The organism is Bacteroides sp. MSB163, from assembly GCF_036416795.1.
Lineage (GTDB): Bacteria > Bacteroidota > Bacteroidia > Bacteroidales > Bacteroidaceae > Bacteroides > Bacteroides maternus.
This window is the reverse complement of sequence record NZ_CP143867.1, coordinates 1,769,866-1,794,267: the sequence shown is the minus strand read 5'-3', so window position 1 is coordinate 1,794,267 and position 24,402 is coordinate 1,769,866. Positions and strand designations below refer to the sequence as shown.

Genomic DNA, 24,402 nt, shown 5'->3' with positions numbered 1-24,402 from the left:
CTCATAAAGCAAGGGCTGAATGTTTAAAAATAACTCATCCTTTTTCATCATAAGAGGTTAACTCTTAGTTGATAAGTCATAAATCTTTTCGAGCTTGGTGCAATGACAAATAGTCCGCAAATCGTTTGCCTCAAATCCGTACAGAAAAAAGCAAGTCAGCTATTGTCTTGATGATTGAACAAAAAACACCTATTTTTGTTCAATGAATAAAACAATATAGTATGTTAAAGAAAGAAACATTAAAAAAAATACTGCTTGAAAACAGGAAAGAGGTTAGCAAGCAGCAAGTGATTTCATGTCATTTCCAAATATAGCCGACAAACTGGTAGAACAGGAAACCAATCCAAAATATTATTTTGCCGACAATGGCATTTTAAGCTTACTACTTTTAGATGCAAATACCTCTTTGCTTGAAAATCTTGTAGCGGTCAGCCTGTTACGTAAATACAGTATAGACGATGCCGTGTTCTTTTATAACAAATTGAAGTCCTTCCTGTCTGGAAATGGTTACTCACTTGAACATCGGCTGTGCAAACCACCGCTTGAACATCCACGTCACCACCACATACAAACCGAAAGCAGAAACAAATCCTACAATCGAATCAATCAAATAGTGCGCCTGAATGTACACCGTGGCACAACAAAGCAGTACATAGAAGGGAAACAGACAGGCAAATAACCTGCGGCTACCACGCCACGCCATAATCATCAGGATAGTGGAAATTCCTACATGCGAACTGGGAAAAGCTGCTGTAGGGCGTTCACCGATTTGCTGAGAACCCTCTACCAGGTTGTAAAAGAATCCATGATCATATCCCGGTCCGGGCAGTAATTCCTGATTATGATTGAAGTAATCTCCGATGGAAGGAAACACACCCTGCGCCACATTATCATCACCGATAGCCGGGAAATAGAACTGCGGACCTGCCACCGGAACAAAGATATAAATCAGATAATAGATAAAGAAAGAGGTGACCAGCACGAACGACAACTTCTCGAAAAGTTCAAAACGATAAATAAAATACCACACTACCACAATCAAAATCATCGGATAATAGAAGAAATATCCCATATTGAACGGCTCGCTTACCCACATATGCGGGAAACGGAGGCAGAACCATACTGCCGGCTGCCCATTGAACATCCACTGCTCTACTGAAGCAAACACATGGTCCAGATTCGGAAATATCCGGTTGAACTCAAACGTATCGGGATACCAATAGGAAAGCAAGGACATCTGGATAGCAATACGCACAAAGGCGGAAAACTTACAGGGTGCCAGCCGGTAAAGATACATCAATAAAAACGTCATGCCCGCAATCATTGCGCGGTCAATCAACATCTGCACCGGATGATCCATTTCCTGAAAAAGAAACAAGATCAAAATCGAAGTCAACAAATTATATATAAGTGTTATCTTCTCAACTGCAAATAACCCTTTCCGGGTTTCTACCTTTTTAAATAAATCTAAAGCCATCCCTCGTTCTTATACCAGGCAATAGTCTCTCTTACACCTTGTTCCAGATTGTACTGGGGTGCAAATCCCAACTCTCTTACAGCCGGGCCGATGTCACATTGCCAATTGCGTTGTTTCATTATGTTATACTTATCAGAATTGAGAGTGCCGGGCTTCTTGCTACGCACCGCCCAGAATTCAGCGAGCAAAGATACAACTTTCAATATAATTAATGGGCATATCACCCGAATTACAAACGGATTACCCAATTCTTTTCGGATCAGATCGGAGAAAGCGCGGCTACGGTACACCTGTCCGTCTGCCAGGAAATAAGCACGCCGACATGCCTGTTTCTCAATGCCGAGGAATACAGCCTGCACAATATCTTTCACATAAACAAATGTCAGATCCTGCCGGCGAAAGCCAACGGCAAAGTCCATATGCTGCTTGATAGACTTCGCCATCAAGTAGTAATCCTTTTCACGCGGGCCGTACACTCCCGTGGGGCGATAGATGACATAAGGAAAACCGGGAATACTTTGCAAGTAAAGCTCCGCTTTAAGTTTACTCAACCCGTAAGCAGTATTGGGCATAGGGGAGTCTTCTTCGGTAATCGGCTGATAGGTTCTCTCATGAACAGGGCCAAACACACTCAACGTACTGATATAGATAAATTGCTTCGGTATCATATTCAGTTCACGAAGAGTATCGACAAAGTATTTCGTCTGCAAATAATTCACCCGGTCAAACTCCCGTTTGTCGGTACATTTGGTGACACCGGCACAATGGATGATATAATCGAATTTATTATATGTTCCCTTATGGCCGGAAAGCTGCGCACGCAATTCATTGGGGTGTGCAAAATCCAGTTCCAGGATGTGTATTTTACGGTTTCGCAGATATTCCCGGCTGCTGCTCGAACGGATACCCGCCCACACGCCGAACTTCCGCTTCAACGCCTCTTCCACGATGAAACTTCCGATAAATCCACTGGCTCCTGTTATTAATATACTTTCCATTACTTCTTGGGTTCTACATGAATATTAATCAGCGTACCTTCGCCAAGCATTGTTTTTAATTTATGTTCAATAGCCGTAGCCGTAGTATGAGCTTCTTCCAACGTAATCCCTCCGTCCATGCGCACATGTACCTCAATCGCACAATAACTACCGATACGCCTCGTGCGGAGATGATGCGGCTCACTAACTCCGGGAAAAGAGAGCAATGCTTGCTCAATATCTTTCTCCACTTCATCCGGCAAAGACTTTTCAAGCAACTCGTCAACACAAGGAATCAACAGTTGAATAGCTACCTTCATTATAAAGAAACTGACAATCACAGCAGCTATCGGATCGAGTACCCGCCAATGTTCGCCCAACAAGATTGCGCCTCCAATGCCTACAGCCGTTCCTATAGACGAAAAAGCGTCGCTCCGATGATGCCAGGCATTGGCCACTACCGCCTGTGAATTCAGGCTTTTCCCTTTAATAACAGTATATTGATACAGGATTTCCTTGCACACAATAGAGACAAGAGCGGCAACCAATGCTATCATTCCGGGCGCTCCCAGCTGTTCTCCTTTGATAAATGCGTAAATAGAAGAGACACCGTTCCACAAAATACCGAAACCGACAAATAACAGTAGTATTCCGATAATAGCCGTAGCCAACGTTTCATACTTCCCATGTCCATAATCATGTCCCTTGTCCTGAGGCTTATTGGATATGCGCACAAACACGATGACAATAACATCCGTCACAAAATCAGATAAAGAATGAACTGCATCAGCCAGCATAGCGGCACTATGCCCCAAGATACCTGCCACGAACTTCAGTACAACTAACACAAAATTAACGATACTACCGGCAATCGTCACTTTATATATCCCCTTCTCCCGGGAAGAAGCTGCTTCTGCACTCATTCAATACTTACTTATTAAGAAAAATCTGCCGCAAATATACTAAAATAAAAGCTATATTGCATTTCTCAATTATTATTTGTTTATTTGCACATCGATTTATTTACTATTCAATACTTTTACGTGTGAAAGATAAAACCGGCATTGATATTCTTTTCAAAGAATATTATCCTCAACTATATTATTATGCTTATCATTTGATAAACGATATAGAGGCTAGTAAAGACATTGTGAGCGATGCTTTCGAGTTTCTGTGGAATAACTATGACAAAGTGAACAAAGCAACGGTCAAGTCCTATTTATATACATACGTGCGCAACAAAAGTATTGATTATCTCCGACATCAAAATGTGCATCAGCAGTTCGTACAATTATATACTGACCTTACCCAAGACTATGTAGAAACCGATTATCAAGAATGGGACGAGAAAATGTTGGCCATTCAGAAAGCTATGCAAAAACTCACTCCACATACCAAACATATTTTAGAAGAATGCTATGTAGAAAAAAAGAAATATCAGGAAGTGGCCGAAGAATTGAATATCAGTGTAAGTGCAGTCAGGAAGCATATCGTGAAAGCACTGCAAGTGATACGTAAAGAATGTTTAATAAATCATAAAGAGGGTGTCTGATTGTAAGGCAAAAACGATATAAAATAATATACCAAAAACCAATGACACTATGAGTAAAGAAATTGATAACATAAAGTTGGAAGCCTCTATTGAGAAGGCAATTGATGCTATGGAGCCTTCTACAGATATCACAGACGAACAATTACAGGAGATGCTTCTGGACAAGGAAAGCAGACAGGCAGCCCAAGATATTCTAGATACCCAGTTTTTTCTGCATACCGAAAAAAAAGATATGCAACTGAATGTAGAAGCCGAACTTGCCCGCTTCAAAAAAAGACACCAAAAACAAAATATACATACTTTCTGGAAAACAAGTATCAGTATTGCTGCGTCCATTGCCCTTTGCATCGGGATTTATCACTACATCAGTCATCAGCGGGAGACAACAAACACAGCGCCCGTTATTGTATTCACTGCCGACAACTCACCCCAACAAGTGATTTTAGATAAAGGAGATGGAGAAAGAATTGTACTGGCAGAACATCAGGCCAATACTCCTCAAAAAGTACAATCCGCCTCTAAAGAACTTAGTTATCCTTCTAAAACGAAGGATGTAATATTGCACACGCATACCCTCACAGTGCCCAGAGGAGAAACCTTTAAAATTACTTTATGTGATGGTACTGAAGTCTGGTTAAATGCCAACACTCATTTCGTTTACCCTACCACCTTCGTAGGAAAAGAACGCACAGTAACCTTGAATGGAGAAGCATACTTTAAAGTTGCCAAAGACACAGAACGTCCATTCATCGTCAAAACGCCTCATATACAAACCCGGGTATTGGGAACAGAGTTCAATATACGAAGTTACTCGCCGGAAGACACCCATGTTGTTCTGATCAGCGGAAAGGTAGAAGTCAGCAATACAAAAAATAACGCCTATACACGTCTGATTCCCGGAGAAGATGCCCATCTGCAACCTGACGGAAATTTCATTATGACCGAGGTGGATTTAGACTCATATATCTATTGGAAAGACGGCTTTTTCTATTTCGATGATGTCACTTTGAAAGATATTATGGAAAATATCGGGCGATGGTACAACGTAAACATCGAATTCAGAAATCCGGATGCTATGAAATATAAAATGCATTTCGTTTCTGACCGGACAAAGCAATTGGAGCATACCTTAAAGTTACTTAATCAAATGAAAAAGGTAACAGCTACCATAAGAAACAATACAATAGTTATAGACTGAAAATACATATCATAAAAACATCCAATAAGACGATAATCAAACAAAATAATACTTTTTTCTAAGAAAATTCAGCAAAAGGGGTGTCCTTTTTTTATTCTCATACGAACTAATAATATAACGAAAGAGAATTTGTGTTATAAAATTAGAATATATGAGAAGAAAATGGTATTTATTTATCACTTGTATTGCATGTATTTGCCTCTTGTCACCCCAAGCAAATGCACAAACAACTACAACTAAAACGGAGATTACAATTGAGTTCAATAATGAACGTCTACCTTCTTTATTGAAACGTTTGGAAAAGGTATCGGGATATAAAATCCTGTTCACGTATGACGATGTCAAAAAGTACACTGTGTCCGGTTCTGCCAAGAACAAAGGAATTAAAGAAATACTGGAAATCATCCTGAACGATAAACCTTTGGAGTATCATATAGAAGATCAATTTATCACCATCACTTCCAAGAACTCCAAACAACCTAAAATTTTCGATGTCACAGGAACCGTTATTTCACAAGATGACGGATTGCCATTGATCGGTGCCACCATTCTGATTAAAGGAAGCAAAACGGGAGTTCTAACCGACATTGACGGACGGTTCCATATTGAAAAAGTAGCCAGCAATTCGATCCTGCAATTCTCTTATATCGGTATGGTGCCCCAAGAAGTAAAGGCCTCTCCTAAAATGGACATCACACTGGTATCTGACGTACAGACACTATCGGAAGTAGTAGTTACCGGTATGCAAAAGATGGATAAACGGTTATTTACGGGTGCCGCCACAAAACTCTCAGCAGAGAACATCAAGCTGGATGGTATACCCGAAATCAGCCGTGCACTGGAAGGGCGTGCAGCCGGCGTATCCGTCCAGAACGTATCAGGCACTTTCGGTACCGCCCCTAAAATCCGTGTACGCGGAGCAACTTCCATATACGGTAGTTCCAAGCCGTTATGGGTAGTGGATGGAGTCATTATGGAAGATGTAACCGAGGTAGATGCAGATAATTTGTCTTCGGGAGATGCCGTCACACTCATCAGCTCTGCCATTGCCGGATTAAATGCAGATGATATTGAGAGCTTCCAGATATTAAAAGACGGTTCTGCCACCTCTATTTATGGAGCCCGGGCTATGGCCGGAGTAATCGTTGTTACTACTAAGAAAGGAAAAGCCGGAAGCAGCAAAATCACCTATACCGGAGAATACACAATGAGATTAAAGCCCAACTACAGGCATTTCAATATCTTGAATTCGCAAGAACAGATGGGCGTTTATAAAGAGCTGGACAATGCGGGATATTTGAATCTTGCCGATATGTACCGGGCCTCAAACAGCGGTATATACGGAAAAATGTATCATCTGATCAACGATTACGATGCAAAGACTGATTCATACGGGTTGATGAATACGGAAGAAGCACGTAACCAGTACCTGCAGGAAGCAGAATTCAGAAATACAAACTGGTTTGACCTGCTGTTTAATAACAGCATCTCACAAAACCATGCCATCAGTTTTTCTACCGGTACTGAAAAAGCATCTTACTACACTTCATTAAGTATCATGAATGATCCGGGATGGACTAAAAAAAGCGAAGTAAAGCGTTATACTGCCAATGTAAACGCACTATACCATATCAGCAAAGCCTTATCACTCAATTTAATCAGCAATGCTTCTTACCGTAAGCAGAAAGCTCCGGGAACATTAAGTTCTTCCGTCGACCCTGTCAGTGGCGAAGTGAAGCGCGACTTTGACATCAACCCATACAGTTACGCCCTGAACACCTCACGTACACTGGACCCTGATGCCTACTATGTACGCAACTATGCGCCTTTCAACATTCTGCATGAACTGGATAACAACTACATCGACTTAAACGTAACCGATCTTAAATTTCAGGGAGAACTGAAATGGAAACCTATTAATAAAATCGAGTTATCCGCTTTGGGAGCCTACAAAACTTCCATGACTACACAGTCACACACCATCAAAGATTATTCAAATCAAGCATGGGCTTTCCGCGCTATGGACGACGCTACGATGCGCCAGGCAAATCCATGGCTTTATACCGATCCGGAAAATGCCAACACACTGCCTGTTTCTGTGCTGCCAGTGGGAGGATTTTACAGAGAGACAAAATATTCAATGGATAGCTATGATTTCCGTGGAACAGCCAGCTACAATGATGTATATAATGAAAACCATATCTTCAATTTCTTCGGAGGTATGGAAATCAATGCTGTAAACCGCCAAAGAACCTGGTTCAACGGAGTCGGTATGCAATATGAAATGGGAATGCTTCCGGCCTACGAATACCAGTACTTCAAACAAGGCAGTGAAGAAAACGCCCAATACTATACCGTAGAAAGAACCCGTCAGCGCGAAGTCTCATTCTTCGGTACAGCAACCTATTCTTACCAAGGCAAATACACCTTGAACGGTACGTTGCGATACGAAGGTTCCAATAAACTGGGTAAAAGCAGATCGGCACGCTGGCTTCCCACCTGGAACTTATCAGCCGCCTGGAATGCCCATGAAGAGAAATTCTGGCAACCTCTGCTCGACTACGTTTCAAATATGACCCTGAAAGCCTCCTACTCTCTGACTGCTGACCGTGGCCCGGCTTCGGCCAGTAACTCCCGGGCTATCATTCAAAGTTATAACACCTGGCGTCCGTTCACTTCCATCAAAGAGTCCGGTCTGAGAGTTGTAAATATAGAAAACCAGGAGCTTACTTACGAGAAAAAGCATGAGTTGAATATCGGAGCGGAAATAGGCTTTCTGAATAACCGCATTAATCTGGCTGTCGACTGGTACAAACGCGACAATTACGACCTGATAGGTATCATCAATACCAAAGGAACCGGCGGACAACTCACAAAACTGGCCAATGTAGCCAGCATGAAATCACATGGTATTGAGTTCACCTTATCTACACAGAACATCAGGAAGAAGGATTTCAGCTGGAATACGGATTTTATCTTCTCAAATACCAAGAATGAAGTAACCGATCTCCAATCCAATTCTTCGGTAATCGAGATGATCAGTGGAAGCGGATTTGCATTGGAAGGTTATCCTGTCCGCTCTCTGTTCTCCATGGATTTCCGCGGATTGAATGAGAGTGGCTATCCTACCTTCATTAACGAAGATGGAAACCTGACAGTGAGCAACATTAACTTCCAGGAACGGATTAAGAAGGGCCATCTTATTTACGAAGGTCCAACTGACCCGACTATCACCGGAAGTTTTGGAAACAGTTTCAAATATAAGAACTTCTTGCTGAACCTCTTCATCACATATTCCTTCGGCAATGTAATCAGACTGGATCCTGTATTCCACAACCAGTACAGTGACCTCGATGCTATGCCTAGAGAATTCATAAACCGCTGGACCAAAGGCGGAGACGAGAAGTATACCGATATCCCGGTAATTGCCGATAAACGCGCCAATCAGCAGGATCCCTATCTGAGCTATGCTTACAATGCCTACAACTATTCTACGGCCCGCATAGCCAAAGGAGACTTTATCCGGATGAAAGAAATTTCTCTAACCTACAATTTCCCTAAAAAACTGATAGTTAAAGCAGGAGTCAGTGATTTGTCCTTAAAACTTCAAGCTACGAATGCATTTCTCATCTATTCGGACAAGAAGCTGAACGGGCAAGATCCTGAGTTCTTCAATACCGGTGGTGTGGCATCTCCTGTTCCCCAACAGTTCACTTTGACATTAAGATTAGGTATTTAATTAAAAAACAACTCGATATGAATAATATAAGAACATATATATTACTGGCCGGTTCATTATTTGCATTGGCTTCTTGTAATGACTTTCTGGACACTATACCAGATGACAGAACAGAAATAGATTCCGAACAGAAAATCACCAATATACTGGTATCTGCTTATCCGGAAGTATCAACCATTCTCATCTCCGAACTTGCTTCCGACAATGCCAAGGACAACGGGGCACTGTATGACATATACGGACAGATACAACGGGATGCTTATTTATGGAATGATATGACTTCCGAGGATACTGACGCACCCAAATATATATGGGACGCACACTATAATGCCATCTGTTCGGCCAATCAAGCCCTACAGGCCATTGAGCTGATGGGAAACCCGGAAAACCTGAATCCACAGAAAGGTGAAGCGCTACTATGCCGTGCATACGCTCACTTCCAGCTTGCCAACCTATTTTGTATGCCCTATAACCCGCAGACTGCGGATCAGGAACTCGGGATACCTTACACCACAACACCCGAAACAGAAGTGATGCCCGACGGAATAGAACGGGGCACTCTAAGCCAGGTGTACGAAAACATCAACAAAGATATTGAAGAAGGGTTACCTTTGATTAACGATGAAGCATACTCTGTTCCTAAGTATCACTTCAACAAACGCGCTTCCTACGCTTTTGCAGCCCGTTTCAATCTTTATTATCTGAGATTTGACAAAGTAATAGAATATGCCAGCACCGTACTTGGCGACAACCCGGTAAATGATGTCCGTAACTGGAAAAGCTTCAGCGAACTTGCAACGGATTTCGAGCTCAGATGTAACAGCTACATCGCACATACCGAACCATGCAACCTGATGTTGGTCACCGCACAGTCTTCCTGGCCTTATGTACATGGCCCTTATGGGATAGGGCTACGTTATGGCAATGCCTATAACATCCTGCTTAATGAAATCTTACCCGGCCCGTGGGGCGCATACAACCAGCTTTTCATGTCAAATGGTATCTGGGGATTTGAGCAGAAATACTCTTTCCCGAAGGTGAACGGCTACTTTGAATATACCGATAAGACAGCCGGTATCGGCTTTCTCCATCTGGTAAATGTAGCTTTCTCCATTGACGAATTATTATTATGCCGCGCAGAAGCTTATTTATTGAAACAAGCACCGGAAGCTGATAAGGCCGTGGCAGACATTAATATACTGATGAACTCCATGACAGGCAAGACTTTCACAAAAGAACAACTGATTAATTATTACGCAGCAAGAAAGTATATGCCCCTGCACTTGAAGTCGGAAGACGATAGAACTATCAAGAAGAAAATCAACCCACAAGGATTTACAATCGCCGACAGTGATACGGAGAATCTGATTCAGTGCCTTCTTCACATGCGCCGTATCATCACTGTCCACGAAGGCCTTCGCTGGAATGATATAAAACGATACGGAATTGAAATTTCACACAACAGAGATGGACAAGCAGACGACGTATTACTGGTGAACGATCTGCGCCGCGCCATGCAAATCCCCCAAGAGGTTATTGCAGCAGGTCTGGAAGCCAATCCAAGAAACAACTAAAATAAGGAGGAAACATGAAAAAATATATCTATACTTTATTGTTTGCCGCTTCCATTGTTTTGGGAGCATGCAGCGAAGACAAATTAGACAGTCACAGTATTTTCGATACAGAATCTCCTGAACGGAATGCATTCGATACTTGGTTATTACTCAACTATGTCGTTCCGTACAACATTCAGTTCAACTATAAATATATCGATAAGGAGTCAGACAATACGTACAATCTGATTCCTGCCGAATACGACAAATGTGTTGCCATGGCCAAACTGACCAAGTATCTTTGGATAGATTCCTACAACGAATTACTCGGAGAGACATTCATCAAGACCTATTGTCCGCGAATGATTCAGTTAATCGGTTCAAAAGCATACAACAGCCAAGGTTCAGTGGTACTGGGAACGGCTGAAGGTGGTTTGAAAATCACTTTGTACAATGTAAACGAACTGAATGCCAATAGTCCGGATATTGATTTTCTGAACACCTGGTTCTTTAAAACCATGCACCATGAGTTTGCACATATCTTACATCAAACAAAGAATTATTCTACAGACTTCAACCTGATTTCAACCGATTACCAGGGACCAAGTTGGTTAAACCTGGAGAGTGACGAGGTTGCCAACACAATGGGATTCATAACCCGTTACGCAAGTTTCTCACCCGATGAAGATTTCGTGGAAATCATTTCCAATTATATAACCCACGATGCCGGTTATTGGGAAAACGTGCTGAATAACGGCGGAGCCCTCGGCAAAATAAAACTGCAGAAAAAGTTTGATATCGTGAGAAAATATCTGAAAGACAGTTGGAGCATTGACATTGACAAGTTGCGCGACATCGTACAACGCCGCTCCGGCTCATTGTCTGAAGTTGATTTAGAAAACCTTTAATAATGAATTAAGTATGAAACTGACACATTATATATTATCAATTCTCGCCGCCGGGTTGTTCTTTTCATGTACGCCCAAGATAGATCCGATTTTTGACGATACTTCCGCCAACCGTATTGAGGAAGAAATAGAAACAGTACAAGAAATTCTGCTCAGTTCACCCAACGGCTGGTTAATGGAGTATTATCCCTCTTCTACGCAAAGTTACGGAGGCTTCAACGTATTGCTTAACTTCCAGCCAGGTTACCGGGTAACTGTAGCCAGTGAAACCGCAGGCGCAGACAAAACAGCAGTCAGCACCTATACCCTGAAACAAAGTGCAGGATGCGTACTTTCTTTTGACACCTATAACGAAATACTCCACTTTTTCTCCGACCCCTCCAACAGCCAAGGGATGGGAGACGGTTACGGATTGGAAGGGGATTTTGAATTCACCATACTGCAAGCCGACGAACAAATCATCCGACTGAAAGGGAAAAAGAGTGGTTCGTACATGACGATGACCCCCATGTCCGCCGCCTTGAAATGGAGCGACTACCTGAAAGACATCAAGCAAAAAGATAAAGAATTCGCCGAATATTACCGGTTACTCTATCAGGATGAAGAACAGTCTATAGAAACGCGCCTGACAGGACATACGCTTTGTATCTACCGGAAGAAAGGGGAAGAAACCATCACCGAGTATCAACCGTTCATCATCACCCTGACAGGATGTAAATTCTACCAACCCGTACAATTGGGCAATAATGTCATCGAAGGCCTGATCTTAAATCCGGACTTAGGAGAAGATGGTACATTCATCCCCTCCAATGATGCTACGGGCATGTTCATCCCCACATATCCTTCTGTCAACGAAATGCTGTTCAGCCGCAACTGGTTCTTTACCTACAGCGGATTTAGTCCTTACGGTCAGGCTTTATGGGATATATCCCGCGAAGCACTCGAAGCCAACAATGATGATATAACTTATTGCTATTTAGGCAGTGAGATTAATATTCTGGGTACTTACTATGCCTTCCAATTCATCTGTGCCCAGGGACATGGTTATCTGGCTTTCGATTACGAACTGATTGGAGAAAACAAGATTTCCCTGAAATTCTCCGAAGAAGGCTCAACCGTCGGAAAGACTTACTATACAGACTTTAAATTCAACGCATTGATCACACCGTTCGGCAATGATATCCAACGCACCTTTACATTGACGTCTGATGACAAAAAATCACCTAACTGGATTAAATTCACCGATGTCGATCATCCGGAAAACTATTTCACAGCATACAGAGCTGTACAATATTACCCAATGGCCAATTAACTACGATACAAATAACTATAGTATTAATCAAAATTTCACAAAGTATGAAAGTTTATCATTTGCTCAACACATGCCTGGCATTGATTGCCGGTTGCATAATGTTCACTTCATGTAGTGATGACGACGATCCGCTAAAAGGCGGCATCGCACTCAGTACCCAAAACATTACTTCCCCCGAAGGGGCGACTGTGACTCAAAATGCACTTACCGTAGATGGCAAGGGAGGTACTTTCTCCATTCCATTAACCTGCGGTCTGGAAGATTACGACCTTGACATTACTTATACAGTTGTAGTTCCTGCCAAAGATGCCACATGGTGTAAAGCTACTATTACCGGCAATAAACTGAACATTGAAGTCAGTGTTTCCAAAGATGCGCAAAGTCGCTCCACCACTGCAACGCTGACAGCAGTAGCTACCGGTGCCGAGATCGCTCCACTGGAACTGACAATCAACCAGGGTGCCAAGATTACTCCAAAAGGAGAAGTGATTTTGAAAACAGATCAGATGACTGCACCTGCCAACGTTAAACTGGAAGGAGGACTACTCGACATTTCTTATGTCGGTGGTGATGTGACAATACCGGTAGGCACTACTTTGGAGGATCAGACCATTGATGTGGAATATGCGCTAACCGTTCCTGAAGATGCCAAATGGTTCATCGCTGACTTAACCGGAGGAACACTGAACATCCGGATATCTCCCACAGCTGCCAAATCAGATAATACTGCAGATATCACCATCGCCGCAGCAGGTAAAACGGAAGAAACAGAAATCTCCTCCCTGCGACTGAGTGTAAAGCAAGCCAAACTGAACAGTAGCATGGACATGGTAGTAGTGGAAGGAGGAACCTTTAAGTTCGGAGAAGGAAAAGACTATACCCAAAGTTACACACACGACGTCACCGTGAGCAGTTTCTATATCGCTACGACTGAAATTACGCAAAAACTGTATAATGAGATTATGGGTGAGAATCCTTCAGATAAGAAATTCAGAGGAGACAATTATCCCGTAAATAAAGTAGACTGGGCCAAAGCCTGCGAATTCTGTAACAAACTGAGTGAAAAAGAAGGACTGACTCCCGCTTACAAACAAGAAGGTACCATCAGAATAGAGGACATTTGGTTCGGAGGAGTCACAGAAATTCCAAACTACATCTATGATCCGGCCACTGTGTCCAACGGTTACAGAATTCCGACTTCAGCCGAATGGGAATTCGCCGCTAAGGGAGGTAATGAAGGTTGCAAGAATCTAACAGTCTTTTCCGGCAGTGATAACTATAGTGAAGTAGGTTGGTGGCAAGATAACTCAGCTGTCGGCGGTAGTGCTTCGCTGCACGAAGTTGGCAAGCTAAAAGCCAATCAATTAAGAATTTATGATATGAGCGGAAATGTCGGTGAGTGGTGCTACGACTATGGTGTGCCTTACGGTTATGAATATTCCCTGGAACCGGAAACGGATCCGATTGGTCCTGCCGAAAACCTCAATGATACAAAAATCTACAGGGGTGGCTATTTCTCTACATACGACACTAAAGGAAAAGTATATTACACTGACAAGATGGATCCTACAGCAACATATGACACCATCGGTTTCCGCGTAGTAAGAACCATTAAATAACAACTAAAATATACACTTTATGAACTTGAACAAATTTTATTACCTTATTGTCGCGCTATTGTGCAGCATTTCATTTACCGCCTGTTCCGATGATGACGACAAACAAGCCGTTCCTCACATTGAGTTAGTAGCTTCGATGTCTTCTTTCAACGAAGGGATCTTGTCTTTCGATGAAGAAAACGGCATTCTGTCAGTATCTAAAGAAGGTACCCTCACCAGCAGCATTACCCTGGGTGACGCCGCCGGAGCAGATATGGACGGCATCACCCTGAAAGCTACCGTCCCGGCTGCCGACAAAATGTGGTGTTTGGCTAATTGCAGCAAAAACCGCCTCTCTTTATCTGTAGCCAAAAACAATGCAGAAAATGTACGCCAGACCACAGTAGAAATATCCGCTCTTTTCGGCGACCAAGTACTGGACACATATATGCTCATCATCACCCAGAAAGGTGTGGAAAAAGATGAAGAACCCGCTGCGGCAGACATCACAGCCTTCATCATTCCAGGACAGATATCTTCTAAAATAGATTATCCTGTCATTACAGTTACTATGCCGGCCGGTACGGATGTCACCGCACTGAAACCCGTTGTAGTACCTTCGGAAGGAGCTACTGTAACTCCCGCCAGCGGTACGGTTCAAGACTTCACTGATGCTGTAGAGTATAGAGTTATTTCTTCTGACCAGAAGAATGTTAAGACATACATTGCTATTGTTACGCTGCAATCCGGTGGTGTCAATCCGCCCAGTGGAGGAGGCGATGAGGATAATCCCAACTATACCACATTTGAGATGGTAACCGTAGGAGCGGGTTCATTTATCATCGGACGTGACTTAAGCGGTACGTACGCAGATAAGGAAAATGCACATAAAGTAAATATCTCAGCTTTTGAAATAGGACGTTATGAAGTGACACAACGTGAGTTTCAGGATGTCATGGGCTATAACCCGTCAGTCAACAAGAAAAAAGACCTGTTGCCCGTACACACCGTGACACTATACGAAGCCATGCTTTACTGCAACAAGCTGAGCGAACGCAAGGGCTACAAACCGGTTTATACATTCAAGAATGAATTATGGGATCCTACCAACACTGAACTATATGAGGCTGACGTAATCCGCGATAAAACAGCCAACGGTTATCGCCTGCCTACCAGCGCCGAATGGGAATACGCAGCCAAAGGTGGTCCCGACAACGAAAACCAACCTTATTACTATGCAGGTAGCAACGACCTCGATGAAGTAGGCTGGTATAGAGAAAACTCTATAGTAGGAGAAGAGCCCGAACTCCATGTGGTAGGATTAAAGAAGCCCAACTCATTGGGAATCTATGATATGGCAGGAAACGTTGAAGAATATACCGGAGAATGGCTCCTTCAGTTAGGCTATATCAGTGATGCTGAGGAAACTGATCCATGGGGTCCTGAGAAACCCAGAGATGAGGAGCGCCTGGTTTTCTCACGCGGAGGTTGTTTCTCAACTTACGATACGAACTGTTCTAACACCAATATGCGACTTTTGGGTGCTCACATCAAAACAGATATGGGTTACCCCGGAGGTGACATATGGTTTGGTCAGATCGGTTTCCGTGTCGTACGTTCTTTAAAATGAAAAGGTTCTTTGCTCAATTATTAACTAAATTCTCTCTCTAACAAACAAAAGAGGATATGTCTTTCATGAAGTGCACTCAAAGCCCGACAAAAGCTTTGAAGTGCACTTTATTTTTAATATCTACGGCAGAACATTCTTAATCTCGTAATGAATCCATCAGAATTCGAATGATTTTCAACCAATCTAACCGATTATTTGTTTACTTTGCAAATACATTCATAAAGAAAGAGAACTTATGGCTAAGAATAAAGAAAAGAAAGCCGGCAAGCGCATGAAAAAGAAAGAGCTTGTGAGCGCACTGATGGATTTTTTCCATTCGAAACCCGACGAAGTACTGTCCCTGAAATACATATTCGAACAACTCCACCTTACCACGCATCCTCTGAAGATGCTGTGTAAGGATATCCTAAGCGATATGCTACTGGATGATTACATCACCGAAGTAGAGAAAAGCAAATATAAACTGAACAATCATGGTGTGGAAATGACAGGCACTTTCCAGCGCAAGAGTAATGGAAAGAATTCCTTCATTCCCGAAGGTGGAGGCGACCCGATATTCGTGGCCGAGCGTAATTCGGCACACGCCATGAACAATGATAAAGTCCGCATCTCCTTCTACGCCAAACGCCGTGGGTGCGAAGCCGAAGGAGAAGTGATAGAAGTGTTGGAGCGTGCCAACGACACCTTCGTAGGTACACTGGAAGTAGGCAGTTCATACGCCTTCCTGGTGACGGAAAACCGTACGCTTGCCAATGACATCTTCATTCCCAAAGAAAAGCTGAAAGGCGGAAAGACGGGAGACAAAGCTATCGTGAAAGTAGTGGAATGGCCTGACAAGGCGAAAAACCCCATCGGACAAGTCATCGACATCCTGGGCAAAGCGGGCGACAACACCACAGAGATGCACGCCATCCTTGCTGAATTCGGCCTGCCCTACGTCTACCCCTCTTCTGTAGAAAAAGCTGCGGATAAAATCCCCGCCGAAATATCCGATGAAGAAATTGCCAAACGCGAGGACTTCCGGAATGTAACCACCTTCACCATCGACCCAAAGGATGCCAAAGACTTTGATGATGCTCTCTCCATCCGCAAACTGAAAGACGGCTTGTGGGAAGTAGGCGTACACATTGCAGACGTTACCCACTACGTAACCGAAGGCAGCATCATTGACAAGGAAGCCGAAAAACGCGCTACATCCGTGTATCTTGTAGACCGTACTATCCCGATGCTTCCCGAACGTCTTTGTAACTTCATCTGCTCCCTGCGTCCCGACGAAGAAAAGCTGGCATACTCCGTTATCTTCAACATCAACGAAAAGGGAGACGTGAAAGACTCGCGCGTAGTACATACGGTAATCAAGTCCGACCGCCGCTTTACTTACGAAGAAGCACAGCAAGTAATCGAAACGAAAGAAGGAGACTTCAAAGAAGAAATCCTCATGCTGGACACCATCGCCAAGGCGCTGCGTCAGAAGCGTTTCGTAGCCGGAGCCATCAACTTTGACCGTTACGAAGTGAAGTTTGAGATAGACGAAAAAGGGAAACCTGTCAGCGTTTTCTTCAAAGTTTCCAAAGATGCCAACAAGTTGGTGGAAGAATTCATGTTGCTTGCCAACCGCACCGTAGCGGAAAAAATCGGTCGCGTACCGAAAAACAAGAAGGCCAAGGTATTCCCTTACCGTATCCACGACCTTCCGGACCCGGAGAAACTGGATAACCTGGCACAATTCATCGCCCGCTTCGGCTACAAGATACGTACCGGCGGAACCAAGACAGATGTTTCCAAATCCATCAACCACCTGTTGGACGACATTCAGGGCAAGAAGGAAGAGAATCTTATTGAGACCGTATCCATCCGTGCCATGCAGAAAGCACGTTACTCCACGCACAACATCGGGCATTACGGATTGGCATTCGAATACTATACGCATTTCACCTCACCCATCCGCCGTTTCCCCGACATGATGGTACACCGCTTGCTGACGAAATATCTGAATGGCGGACGCAGTGTTTCCGAGACTAAATATGAAGACCTCTGCGACCACTCCAGCAATATGGAACAAATTGCAGCCAACGCTGAACGTGCTTCCATCAAATACAAGCAAGTAGAATTCATGACGGAGCGTCTGGGACAAGTGTTCGATGGTGTAATTTCCGGTGTTACGGAATGGGGACTGTACGTTGAGCTGAACGAAAACAAATGCGAAGGTATGATACCTATCCGCGACCTTGACGATGACTATTACGAGTTCGACGAGAAGAACTACTGTCTGCGCGGGCGCCGTAAGCACCGTACCTACAGTCTGGGCGACGCAATCACGATTAAGGTGGCACGGGCCAATCTAGAAAAGAAACAGTTGGACTTCGCACTGGTAGAATAAAAAGCGCGGATTACGCGGAATACACGGATCAAGGGTTGTTGATTAATGAAAGAAATCCGTGTAATCCGCGTAATCCGTGCCTGAATTTTCGTTCTCCTATACACCATAATTCTCCCTGTAAGCCGTGGGCGACATTCCTGTATGATGCTTGAAGTATCTCCCCAGATAGGATTGATCAGGGAAATTAAACTGATTAGCTATCTCCTGTATGGAAAGTGCTGTAGAGTGAAGTGTCACTTTAAGCTCAAGTATCACGTAATCGTCTATCCATTCTTTCGCTGTGCATCCCACCGTTTGCTGAATCGTCTTACTCAGATGCCGCGTAGTGACACAAAGTTTATCCGCATAATAATCTACCGAACGCTGTTCCCTGAACGACTCTATCACTAACGCAATAAAGCGGTCCTTCAACCGCCAACGCAAATAATTCGGCTTCTTTTGCCGATAAAGACGCTCCGACTGATTACAGATCTCATAAAACAACATCCGACAACAGTAAATCACCAGCTCACGCTGATATATATTATCACTGTCCACAGATTTCTGTTGCAGAAGTTTAAGATAATGATTGCATATCCCATCCCACTCTTCGTCTCGGAATGAACTATAATTATGCTCACGCATGAAGGATACCTTATCCGAAGGCAACGAATAGAAAATCTCATGTCGAAACTGTGCGGAAAAAGCAAAAACGGCCAGTTCAAGATCATCTGTAGCATCTTTATAAAACGTAATCTGTTCAGGGAAAACAAGTATTACACTTCCGGCAACTAAAGCATACTTCTGCTGGTTAATGTAAAGCTGTACTCCTCCTTGCAGACAAAACAGCAATTCTCCTCTCTCCATCCGATAAGGATAAGAAAACAAGTCGAATTTCTGCCGGGTATGAAACAGGTATTCCTCACTCATAAAGTTCTATTTTTGAAGTACAAATATACTCTTAAAGTAGCTTATGAACAAAATAATCCCACTTTTTGAACAATTCGCTTCGATTTTTGAACCGTGAGACAGGCAATAGAAGCCGTAACTTTGCAGCGGTTAATAATTTCGGTTATTTGCTCATCAAAGATTGGATATATAAGTATTAGTTACGAGCTACCGGCTACAAGCTACAAGTAGCTGCGCTATATTCCGAAAGGCACTTGTAGCTCGTAGTCTGTAGCTGATTTATAACCCGTCTGTTGTGAACTTAAGAAAAAAGATTGTAATATGGCAAAAAGAGAATTAACAACCCGGTATCTGTTTTTCATCGCGGGCTTATTTGTAAATGCGTTCGGTATTAGTTTAATTATTAAAGCAAATCTGGGTTCCTCGCCTATATCGAGCCTTCCTTACACACTGAGTTTAAAATTTCCCGTCACACTGGGACAATTCACGCTTCTGCTGAATGCCGTGCTGATAGCCGGACAAATATGGCTTCTGAAAAGGAACTTCAGAAAAGAGCAGTTTCTACAAATTCCCGTAGCAATACTCTTCAGTTTCTTCATAGATTGCTCGATGGCTTTGCTGGAAGGATTCACTCCTGCGGGCTATGCCTCGCAGATTCTATCACTGATAGCTGGCTGTGCGATACTTGGCCTGGGAGTAAGTATGGAGGTAATTGCCAATGTAGTAATGCTATCCGGAGAAGCCTTTGTGAAAGCCATCACTCTGCGCACAGGGAAAGAGTTCGGAATCACAAAAATCGGCTTTGATACAACGTTGGCACTCCTGGCTTGTGCCGCATCGCTCCTATTAGCAGGCACCATAGAAGGTGTACGCGAAGGTACAATCATTGCCGCATTGATCGTAGGACTTTTCGCACGCTTCTTCAACAGACGGCTGGGGTTTGTCAATAAAATGATTACCTTTGCACCGAATAAAACACCCATTCAGCCCTATGAAGACAATTGCAATCACCGAACTGACGGAAATTGAAGCAATCATTCGCAAATGCCCCTACTGCATGGTTGGCATCACCGACCTAAAGGGGAATCCCTACGTAATTCCCATGAACTTCGCTTACCGGGATGGAGTAATCTACCTGCACTCCGGCCCCGAAGGCGGCAAAGTGGCAATGGTGAAACGGCATCCGCAAGTCTGTATCACTTTCTGCGAAGGACACGAACTGGTGTATATGCACCGGCAGGTGGCATGCAGCTACAGCATGAAGTCGCGCAGCGTGATGTGCCACGGAAACGTCCGTTTCATCGAAGATATGGACGAAAAAAGAGAAGTGCTTGATATAATCATGCGGCAATATACAAGCGATGAATTCAAATACAGCGAACCTGCCGTGCGCAACGTAAAGGTTTGGGAAGTAAAAATAGACAAAATGACTTGCAGATCCTTCGGACTACGACCCAGCGAGGCCACCTCAGAGTAGTTATAAAGCCATTTCAGGATGGCTACACCCTTTCCCCCGGATAGCTACACCCTTTACTACAAATAGCTACACCCTTTCGCTAAAAGGGTGTAGCCCTAAAAAAACAAAGAAACCACACCTCCCCTCAGTAATATATCATCAAATGCAACTCTAATTATGTCCCTCTCACTATATCTATGTAAATGAGAGGATTATCGCAAACGGTTGCGGAGAAAAACTTGCAGATTCTACTCATTTACTAATAATGCTAATCTATATTGTACTTAGATTTGGGGCGTCTAATAACAACTATACATTATGTATTATGAGAAAAACCACTTTTAAAACCTTTGTCCTTTTTAGTGCAACCCTGTGGATGACAAGTTGCGTAGATGATGTGTACAACCCTAACAGCGGGAAGAACAGTACAAAAACAGCAGAAGAGTACTTTGATTTCACTACACGTGCGGATGTAGACCTGAATGTAGACCTCGGCTCGCTGGGAGCCTATGCATTGATTGAAATCTACACTGAGTTTCCGTATGAAGTATCGGAGAACGGCTCTTATACGAAGCGTGATATTGAAGCTAAATTCAAAATTTATGCAGATAAATCCGGACGTCAAAGCTGCAAAATGACTTTACCTAAAGATGCCACAACCTTGTATCTCTGCCCCAACAACTGGGGGCTCCCCATCTGTGAAACCCTAAAAGTGGAGAATGGAAGCGTCAACTATACTTACACGGAAACCCGAGGAATCACAGCACTTGGAACCCGTTCGGTAAGTTCAGGTAAGGGTCCTGTCTACGTGGTAGATCAAGGACAAAAGATGTATTCGCTTTGCCAATGGGGTGAACATAGTTGCATTACAGCTCCAACGGATTATTTACTGAACGCCGGGCTGGATGCAAGCTGGATTAAGAAAATACAACGCACCTTCTGGAACGGACAAGATGAACGTCCCAATAACACCACAATGGATAATAGTAAATTCATTACAGATGTGACACACATAAATACTACCATTGCACAATATGCCAAGAATGAAAATGGAACGACTTCTACCATTACAGAAGCAGCTATCTATTTCACTTTCATGGAAGAAAATGCCTGGAATCAGAATACCATCGGATATTATTATTACCCACAGGGAGAAGTACCCATATCCCCGGACGCTATCAAGAAGTTCATCATTTTTCCGAACGCATCAACTGCAGGAAATGTACCTTTCGTCATGCTGAACAATGAGAATGAAAAATATGCTTCGCCAGCCGCAAACACCAGCCCACAGTGGCTCTACAGAAGACTGGACGCACCTCTGGCATTAGGAAACAAAGTAAAGTTACTGTTTGAAAAAGAAGACGGAACAATTACGGATAAGTTTCCAGCCGGTTATACAATCGGATATTTCCTGATATCCAATGGCTATGGCAACGGTTATGGCAAAGATCATACCCCGAACGATGTGAACCTGACACCGGGATACATGAGCAATCTGGGGTATATTTACTCTAATCAGGCATGGAACAGCAATGGAAAATCCAGTTTTGTCGCCATTACGGACTCCGAAACCGAGCGCGTAATATACGGTATAGAGGACGGAACAGATAAGAGTTACGAAGATATGCTATTCTACATTGAAGCAGATCCCAAAGGATCTATCTACGATCCCGAACGCCCTGTGATTCCGCCTGTTGACGATAAGCCAGTTACCGAACTTCACGCAGGAACCTTACTTTTTGAAGACATCTGGCCCAGCGGCGGAGATTATGACATGAATGATGTAATTATTGAATATTCCCGTACTGTGACCTTCGACAAAAACAACGTCGTGACAGAAATAAAAGATACATTTACTCCTGTATGGGATGGCGCCCAATTCCTGAATGCCTTTGCATATCAAATTAATGCCGCCCAGGTTGGACAATTAGCATTACCTGAGGGCGCTGTATATGAACCAGAAATACAGTCCATTGTAGTGTTCCCGAATGCCAAAGAGGTACAAAAGCAAAAATTCATAGTAACCCGCACTTTTAGCGGCAGCCTGAACAAACAGGACCTCAAAGCCTATAATCCGTATATCATAGTACACTACAAGCCGGGAGCAAACAACCGTCAGGAAGTGCATCTGCCTAAGCAAATGCCCACAGACTATGCCGACAAGAGTCTGAACTACACACATGACGACGCCTACTACATCCATCGTGACGGGAAATATCCGTTTGCTATGGATATCCCGATACACAACTTCGTTCCGGTAACAGAAACAAAAACAATCGGTTCGGAAGGAGAATATCCGGGATTCACCAAATGGGTAAAAGGAGAAACCGGATATGAAGACTGGTACAATCACAAGGAATGATATGTTTATTTCTATACGGTTTTGAATGAAGTGCTGATTTATTTTTTAGACGCGGATGACACGGATGACGCAGATTTTTTATTTATTGATGTGACAGCGCAGCCTTTAAATCCGTGTCATCTGCGTCTAAGAGATTGAATACATAGGCTAAAATCATTTACCTCATTTCTATACCGATATGCATTATATAGGAGTAAACTGAAGAACATAACTTCCTGTGTGATAGTGTACTTGGTGTCCCACTAAGATTAGCCGTAGTGGGACACCAGTTCAGTCCTAATGGGAATATAGCTCAACTGCACAGGAATGAACATATTTCTGCCTGCGAACCTTAAATTAAGTTATATTCTACAGCGGGTATTCATCAAATGCATATAGCAACGTTGAGAGATACCGTTCGCCTGTATCCGGCAATAATGCAACAATTGTTTTCCCCTCATTCTCCGGAAGAAGTGCCAGACGAGTGGCTGCACTGACTGCCGCCCCGGAAGATATACCTACCAGCAGGCCTTCTTTCTGAGCCAACTCGCGTCCTGTACGGATAGCATCGTCATTTGTTACCTGCAATATTCCATCAACCACTGCTGGATTGTAGTTCTTGGGAACAAAACCGGCACCGATACCTTGTATCTTATGTGCTCCCGGAGCACCTCCCGAAAGTACAGGAGAGTCGGTCGGCTCTACCGCTACCACCTTTACATCCGGATTATGTTTTTTCAAGGCGACACCTACTCCACTTACCGTTCCGCCAGTCCCTACACCAGCTACAAAAATATCAACATGACCTTCCGTATCCCGCCAGATCTCCTGTCCTGTAGTACGTTCGTGCATGGCAGGATTTGCGGGGTTGTCAAACTGCTGAAGAATCACCGCACCGGGTGTAGCAGCTTTCAGTTCTTCAGCACGGGCAATAGCCCCTTTCATACCATTGGCACCGGGCGTAAGTACCAATTCGGCACCCAGGGCTTTCAGTAAGTTGCGACGCTCAACGCTCATGGTATCGGGCATAGTGAGAATCAACTTATAACCTTTTGAAGCGGCTACAAATGCAAGTCCTATTCCGGTGTTTCCACTGGTAGGTTCTATGATAGTCGCTCCGGGTTTCAACAAACCGGAAGTCTCGGCATCTTCAATCATTGCCAGTGCCACACGATCTTTCACGCTTCCGGCAGGATTAAATGACTCCAGTTTCACGATCAGACGGGCTTTCAGCCCCTTTGATTTATTGTAATTACTCAGTTCCATCAGGGGAGTGTTGCCCACCAGATCCGTGAGCTGTTTTGCTATCTTTTTCATAACATATTGGGTTTTAAATTATACTCTTCTTTCTAAATGACAAAGATAGAGGGTTAACGGTTCATAGGAAATACCA

Annotated in this window: 17 protein-coding genes and 1 pseudogene; 13 read left to right on the top strand and 5 right to left on the bottom strand. The window is 43.5% G+C overall.

Going from position 1 to position 24,402, the window contains the following annotated elements; all coding sequences use genetic code 11:
• Nucleotides 1–307: 307 nt before the first annotated feature.
• A pseudogene (locus VYM24_RS06200) lies at nt 308–481 on the top strand (ATP-binding protein); the annotation flags it as partial.
• A 30-nt stretch (nt 482–511) separates the two neighbouring features.
• On the opposite strand, the gene VYM24_RS06195 reads toward VYM24_RS06200, so the two are convergent.
• Genes VYM24_RS06195 through VYM24_RS06185 form a run of 3 tightly spaced genes read right to left on the bottom strand, consistent with a single transcriptional unit; the run spans nt 512 to nt 3,377 of the window.
• Nucleotides 512–1,477, bottom strand: a complete 966-nt coding sequence (locus VYM24_RS06195; protein ID WP_291553378.1) for a phosphatase PAP2 family protein — start codon at nt 1,475–1,477, stop codon at nt 512–514.
• Nucleotides 1,468–2,475 (bottom strand): NAD-dependent epimerase/dehydratase family protein, encoded by a 1,008-nt coding sequence (locus tag VYM24_RS06190; protein WP_330941760.1) that lies wholly within the window; start codon nt 2,473–2,475, stop codon nt 1,468–1,470. Before VYM24_RS06190 ends, VYM24_RS06195 begins: the two co-directional genes overlap by 10 nt.
• Complete coding sequence (locus VYM24_RS06185; RefSeq protein ID WP_291553382.1) at nt 2,475–3,377, bottom strand: cation diffusion facilitator family transporter; 903 nt, start codon at nt 3,375–3,377, stop codon at nt 2,475–2,477. The genes VYM24_RS06190 and VYM24_RS06185 overlap by 1 nt, the downstream gene beginning before the upstream one ends.
• Before the next feature lie 68 nt (nt 3,378–3,445).
• Here VYM24_RS06185 and VYM24_RS06180 point away from each other — a divergent pair, with 68 nt between their 5' ends.
• The 9 genes from VYM24_RS06180 (at nt 3,446) to rnr (ending at nt 18,324) form a co-directional block, all read left to right on the top strand.
• The gene (locus tag VYM24_RS06180; RefSeq protein ID WP_243462226.1) at nt 3,446–4,006 is read left to right on the top strand and encodes an RNA polymerase sigma-70 factor; all 561 of its coding nucleotides are present in this window, start codon (nt 3,446–3,448) and stop codon (nt 4,004–4,006) included.
• A gap of 49 nt (nt 4,007–4,055) precedes the next feature.
• Entirely contained in the window at nt 4,056–5,204 is a 1,149-nt protein-coding gene (locus VYM24_RS06175) for a FecR family protein (protein WP_291553384.1), read from the top strand.
• 151 nt (nt 5,205–5,355) lie between these two features.
• Nucleotides 5,356–8,943, top strand: coding sequence for a SusC/RagA family TonB-linked outer membrane protein (locus VYM24_RS06170; protein ID WP_330941759.1), 3,588 nt, complete (start codon nt 5,356–5,358; stop codon nt 8,941–8,943).
• Between the two features lie 17 nt (nt 8,944–8,960).
• Nucleotides 8,961–10,517 carry a RagB/SusD family nutrient uptake outer membrane protein gene (locus VYM24_RS06165; protein ID WP_052574733.1) on the top strand — a complete coding sequence of 519 codons (1,557 nt, stop codon included), beginning with the start codon at nt 8,961–8,963 and terminating at the stop codon, nt 10,515–10,517.
• 14 nt (nt 10,518–10,531) lie between these two features.
• Entirely contained in the window at nt 10,532–11,404 is an 873-nt protein-coding gene (locus VYM24_RS06160; protein WP_138291343.1) for a zinc-binding metallopeptidase, read from the top strand.
• A 13-nt stretch (nt 11,405–11,417) separates the two neighbouring features.
• The gene (locus tag VYM24_RS06155; protein WP_330941758.1) at nt 11,418–12,716 is read left to right on the top strand and encodes a DUF4302 domain-containing protein; all 1,299 of its coding nucleotides are present in this window, start codon (nt 11,418–11,420) and stop codon (nt 12,714–12,716) included.
• Nucleotides 12,717–12,760: 44 nt separating this feature from the next.
• The gene (locus VYM24_RS06150; RefSeq protein WP_330941757.1) at nt 12,761–14,335 is read left to right on the top strand and encodes a formylglycine-generating enzyme family protein; all 1,575 of its coding nucleotides are present in this window, start codon (nt 12,761–12,763) and stop codon (nt 14,333–14,335) included.
• A gap of 19 nt (nt 14,336–14,354) precedes the next feature.
• Entirely contained in the window at nt 14,355–15,944 is a 1,590-nt protein-coding gene (locus VYM24_RS06145) for an SUMF1/EgtB/PvdO family nonheme iron enzyme (RefSeq protein WP_291553393.1), read from the top strand.
• A 235-nt stretch (nt 15,945–16,179) separates the two neighbouring features.
• Nucleotides 16,180–18,324, top strand: coding sequence for a ribonuclease R (gene rnr, locus VYM24_RS06140; RefSeq protein ID WP_330941756.1), 2,145 nt, complete (start codon nt 16,180–16,182; stop codon nt 18,322–18,324).
• 96 nt (nt 18,325–18,420) lie between these two features.
• On the opposite strand, the gene VYM24_RS06135 is transcribed toward rnr, so the two are convergent.
• The gene (locus tag VYM24_RS06135) at nt 18,421–19,233 is read right to left on the bottom strand and encodes an AraC family transcriptional regulator (protein WP_044532943.1); all 813 of its coding nucleotides are present in this window, start codon (nt 19,231–19,233) and stop codon (nt 18,421–18,423) included.
• 300 nt (nt 19,234–19,533) lie between these two features.
• Here VYM24_RS06135 and VYM24_RS06130 point away from each other — a divergent pair, with 300 nt between their 5' ends.
• The 3 genes from VYM24_RS06130 to VYM24_RS06120 all read left to right on the top strand — a co-directional run bounded on the left by VYM24_RS06130 (nt 19,534) and on the right by VYM24_RS06120 (nt 23,030).
• Nucleotides 19,534–20,241 carry a YczE/YyaS/YitT family protein gene (locus VYM24_RS06130; protein ID WP_044532944.1) on the top strand — a complete coding sequence of 236 codons (708 nt, stop codon included), beginning with the start codon at nt 19,534–19,536 and terminating at the stop codon, nt 20,239–20,241.
• Nucleotides 20,204–20,689, top strand: coding sequence for a pyridoxamine 5'-phosphate oxidase family protein (locus tag VYM24_RS06125; RefSeq protein WP_330941755.1), 486 nt, complete (start codon nt 20,204–20,206; stop codon nt 20,687–20,689). The genes VYM24_RS06130 and VYM24_RS06125 overlap by 38 nt, the downstream gene beginning before the upstream one ends.
• A gap of 304 nt (nt 20,690–20,993) precedes the next feature.
• On the top strand, nt 20,994–23,030 hold the full coding sequence (locus VYM24_RS06120) for an LruC domain-containing protein (protein ID WP_330941754.1): 2,037 nt from the start codon (nt 20,994–20,996) through the stop codon (nt 23,028–23,030).
• 348 nt (nt 23,031–23,378) lie between these two features.
• Here the strand turns inward: VYM24_RS06120 and cysK are convergent, their stop codons facing one another.
• A complete protein-coding gene (gene cysK / locus VYM24_RS06115; RefSeq protein WP_217714860.1) occupies nt 23,379–24,326 on the bottom strand; it encodes a cysteine synthase A in 948 nt (315 codons plus the stop codon).
• Nucleotides 24,327–24,402 lie beyond the last annotated feature (76 nt).

Coding starts and splice junctions, on each gene's coding strand:
- VYM24_RS06195 (WP_291553378.1), bottom strand. CDS start 1,477: ATGGCTTTAGATTTATTTAAAAAGGTAGAAACCCGGAAAGGGTTATTT.
- VYM24_RS06190 (WP_330941760.1), bottom strand. CDS start 2,475: ATGGAAAGTATATTAATAACAGGAGCCAGTGGATTTATCGGAAGTTTC.
- VYM24_RS06185 (WP_291553382.1), bottom strand. CDS start 3,377: ATGAGTGCAGAAGCAGCTTCTTCCCGGGAGAAGGGGATATATAAAGTG.
- VYM24_RS06175 (WP_291553384.1), top strand. CDS start 4,056: ATGAGTAAAGAAATTGATAACATAAAGTTGGAAGCCTCTATTGAGAAG.
- VYM24_RS06170 (WP_330941759.1), top strand. CDS start 5,356: ATGAGAAGAAAATGGTATTTATTTATCACTTGTATTGCATGTATTTGC.
- VYM24_RS06165 (WP_052574733.1), top strand. CDS start 8,961: ATGAATAATATAAGAACATATATATTACTGGCCGGTTCATTATTTGCA.
- VYM24_RS06160 (WP_138291343.1), top strand. CDS start 10,532: ATGAAAAAATATATCTATACTTTATTGTTTGCCGCTTCCATTGTTTTG.
- VYM24_RS06155 (WP_330941758.1), top strand. CDS start 11,418: ATGAAACTGACACATTATATATTATCAATTCTCGCCGCCGGGTTGTTC.
- VYM24_RS06150 (WP_330941757.1), top strand. CDS start 12,761: ATGAAAGTTTATCATTTGCTCAACACATGCCTGGCATTGATTGCCGGT.
- VYM24_RS06145 (WP_291553393.1), top strand. CDS start 14,355: ATGAACTTGAACAAATTTTATTACCTTATTGTCGCGCTATTGTGCAGC.
- rnr (WP_330941756.1), top strand. CDS start 16,180: ATGGCTAAGAATAAAGAAAAGAAAGCCGGCAAGCGCATGAAAAAGAAA.
- VYM24_RS06135 (WP_044532943.1), bottom strand. CDS start 19,233: ATGAGTGAGGAATACCTGTTTCATACCCGGCAGAAATTCGACTTGTTT.
- VYM24_RS06130 (WP_044532944.1), top strand. CDS start 19,534: ATGGCAAAAAGAGAATTAACAACCCGGTATCTGTTTTTCATCGCGGGC.
- VYM24_RS06125 (WP_330941755.1), top strand. CDS start 20,204: ATGAAGACAATTGCAATCACCGAACTGACGGAAATTGAAGCAATCATT.
- VYM24_RS06120 (WP_330941754.1), top strand. CDS start 20,994: ATGAGAAAAACCACTTTTAAAACCTTTGTCCTTTTTAGTGCAACCCTG.
- cysK (WP_217714860.1), bottom strand. CDS start 24,326: ATGAAAAAGATAGCAAAACAGCTCACGGATCTGGTGGGCAACACTCCC.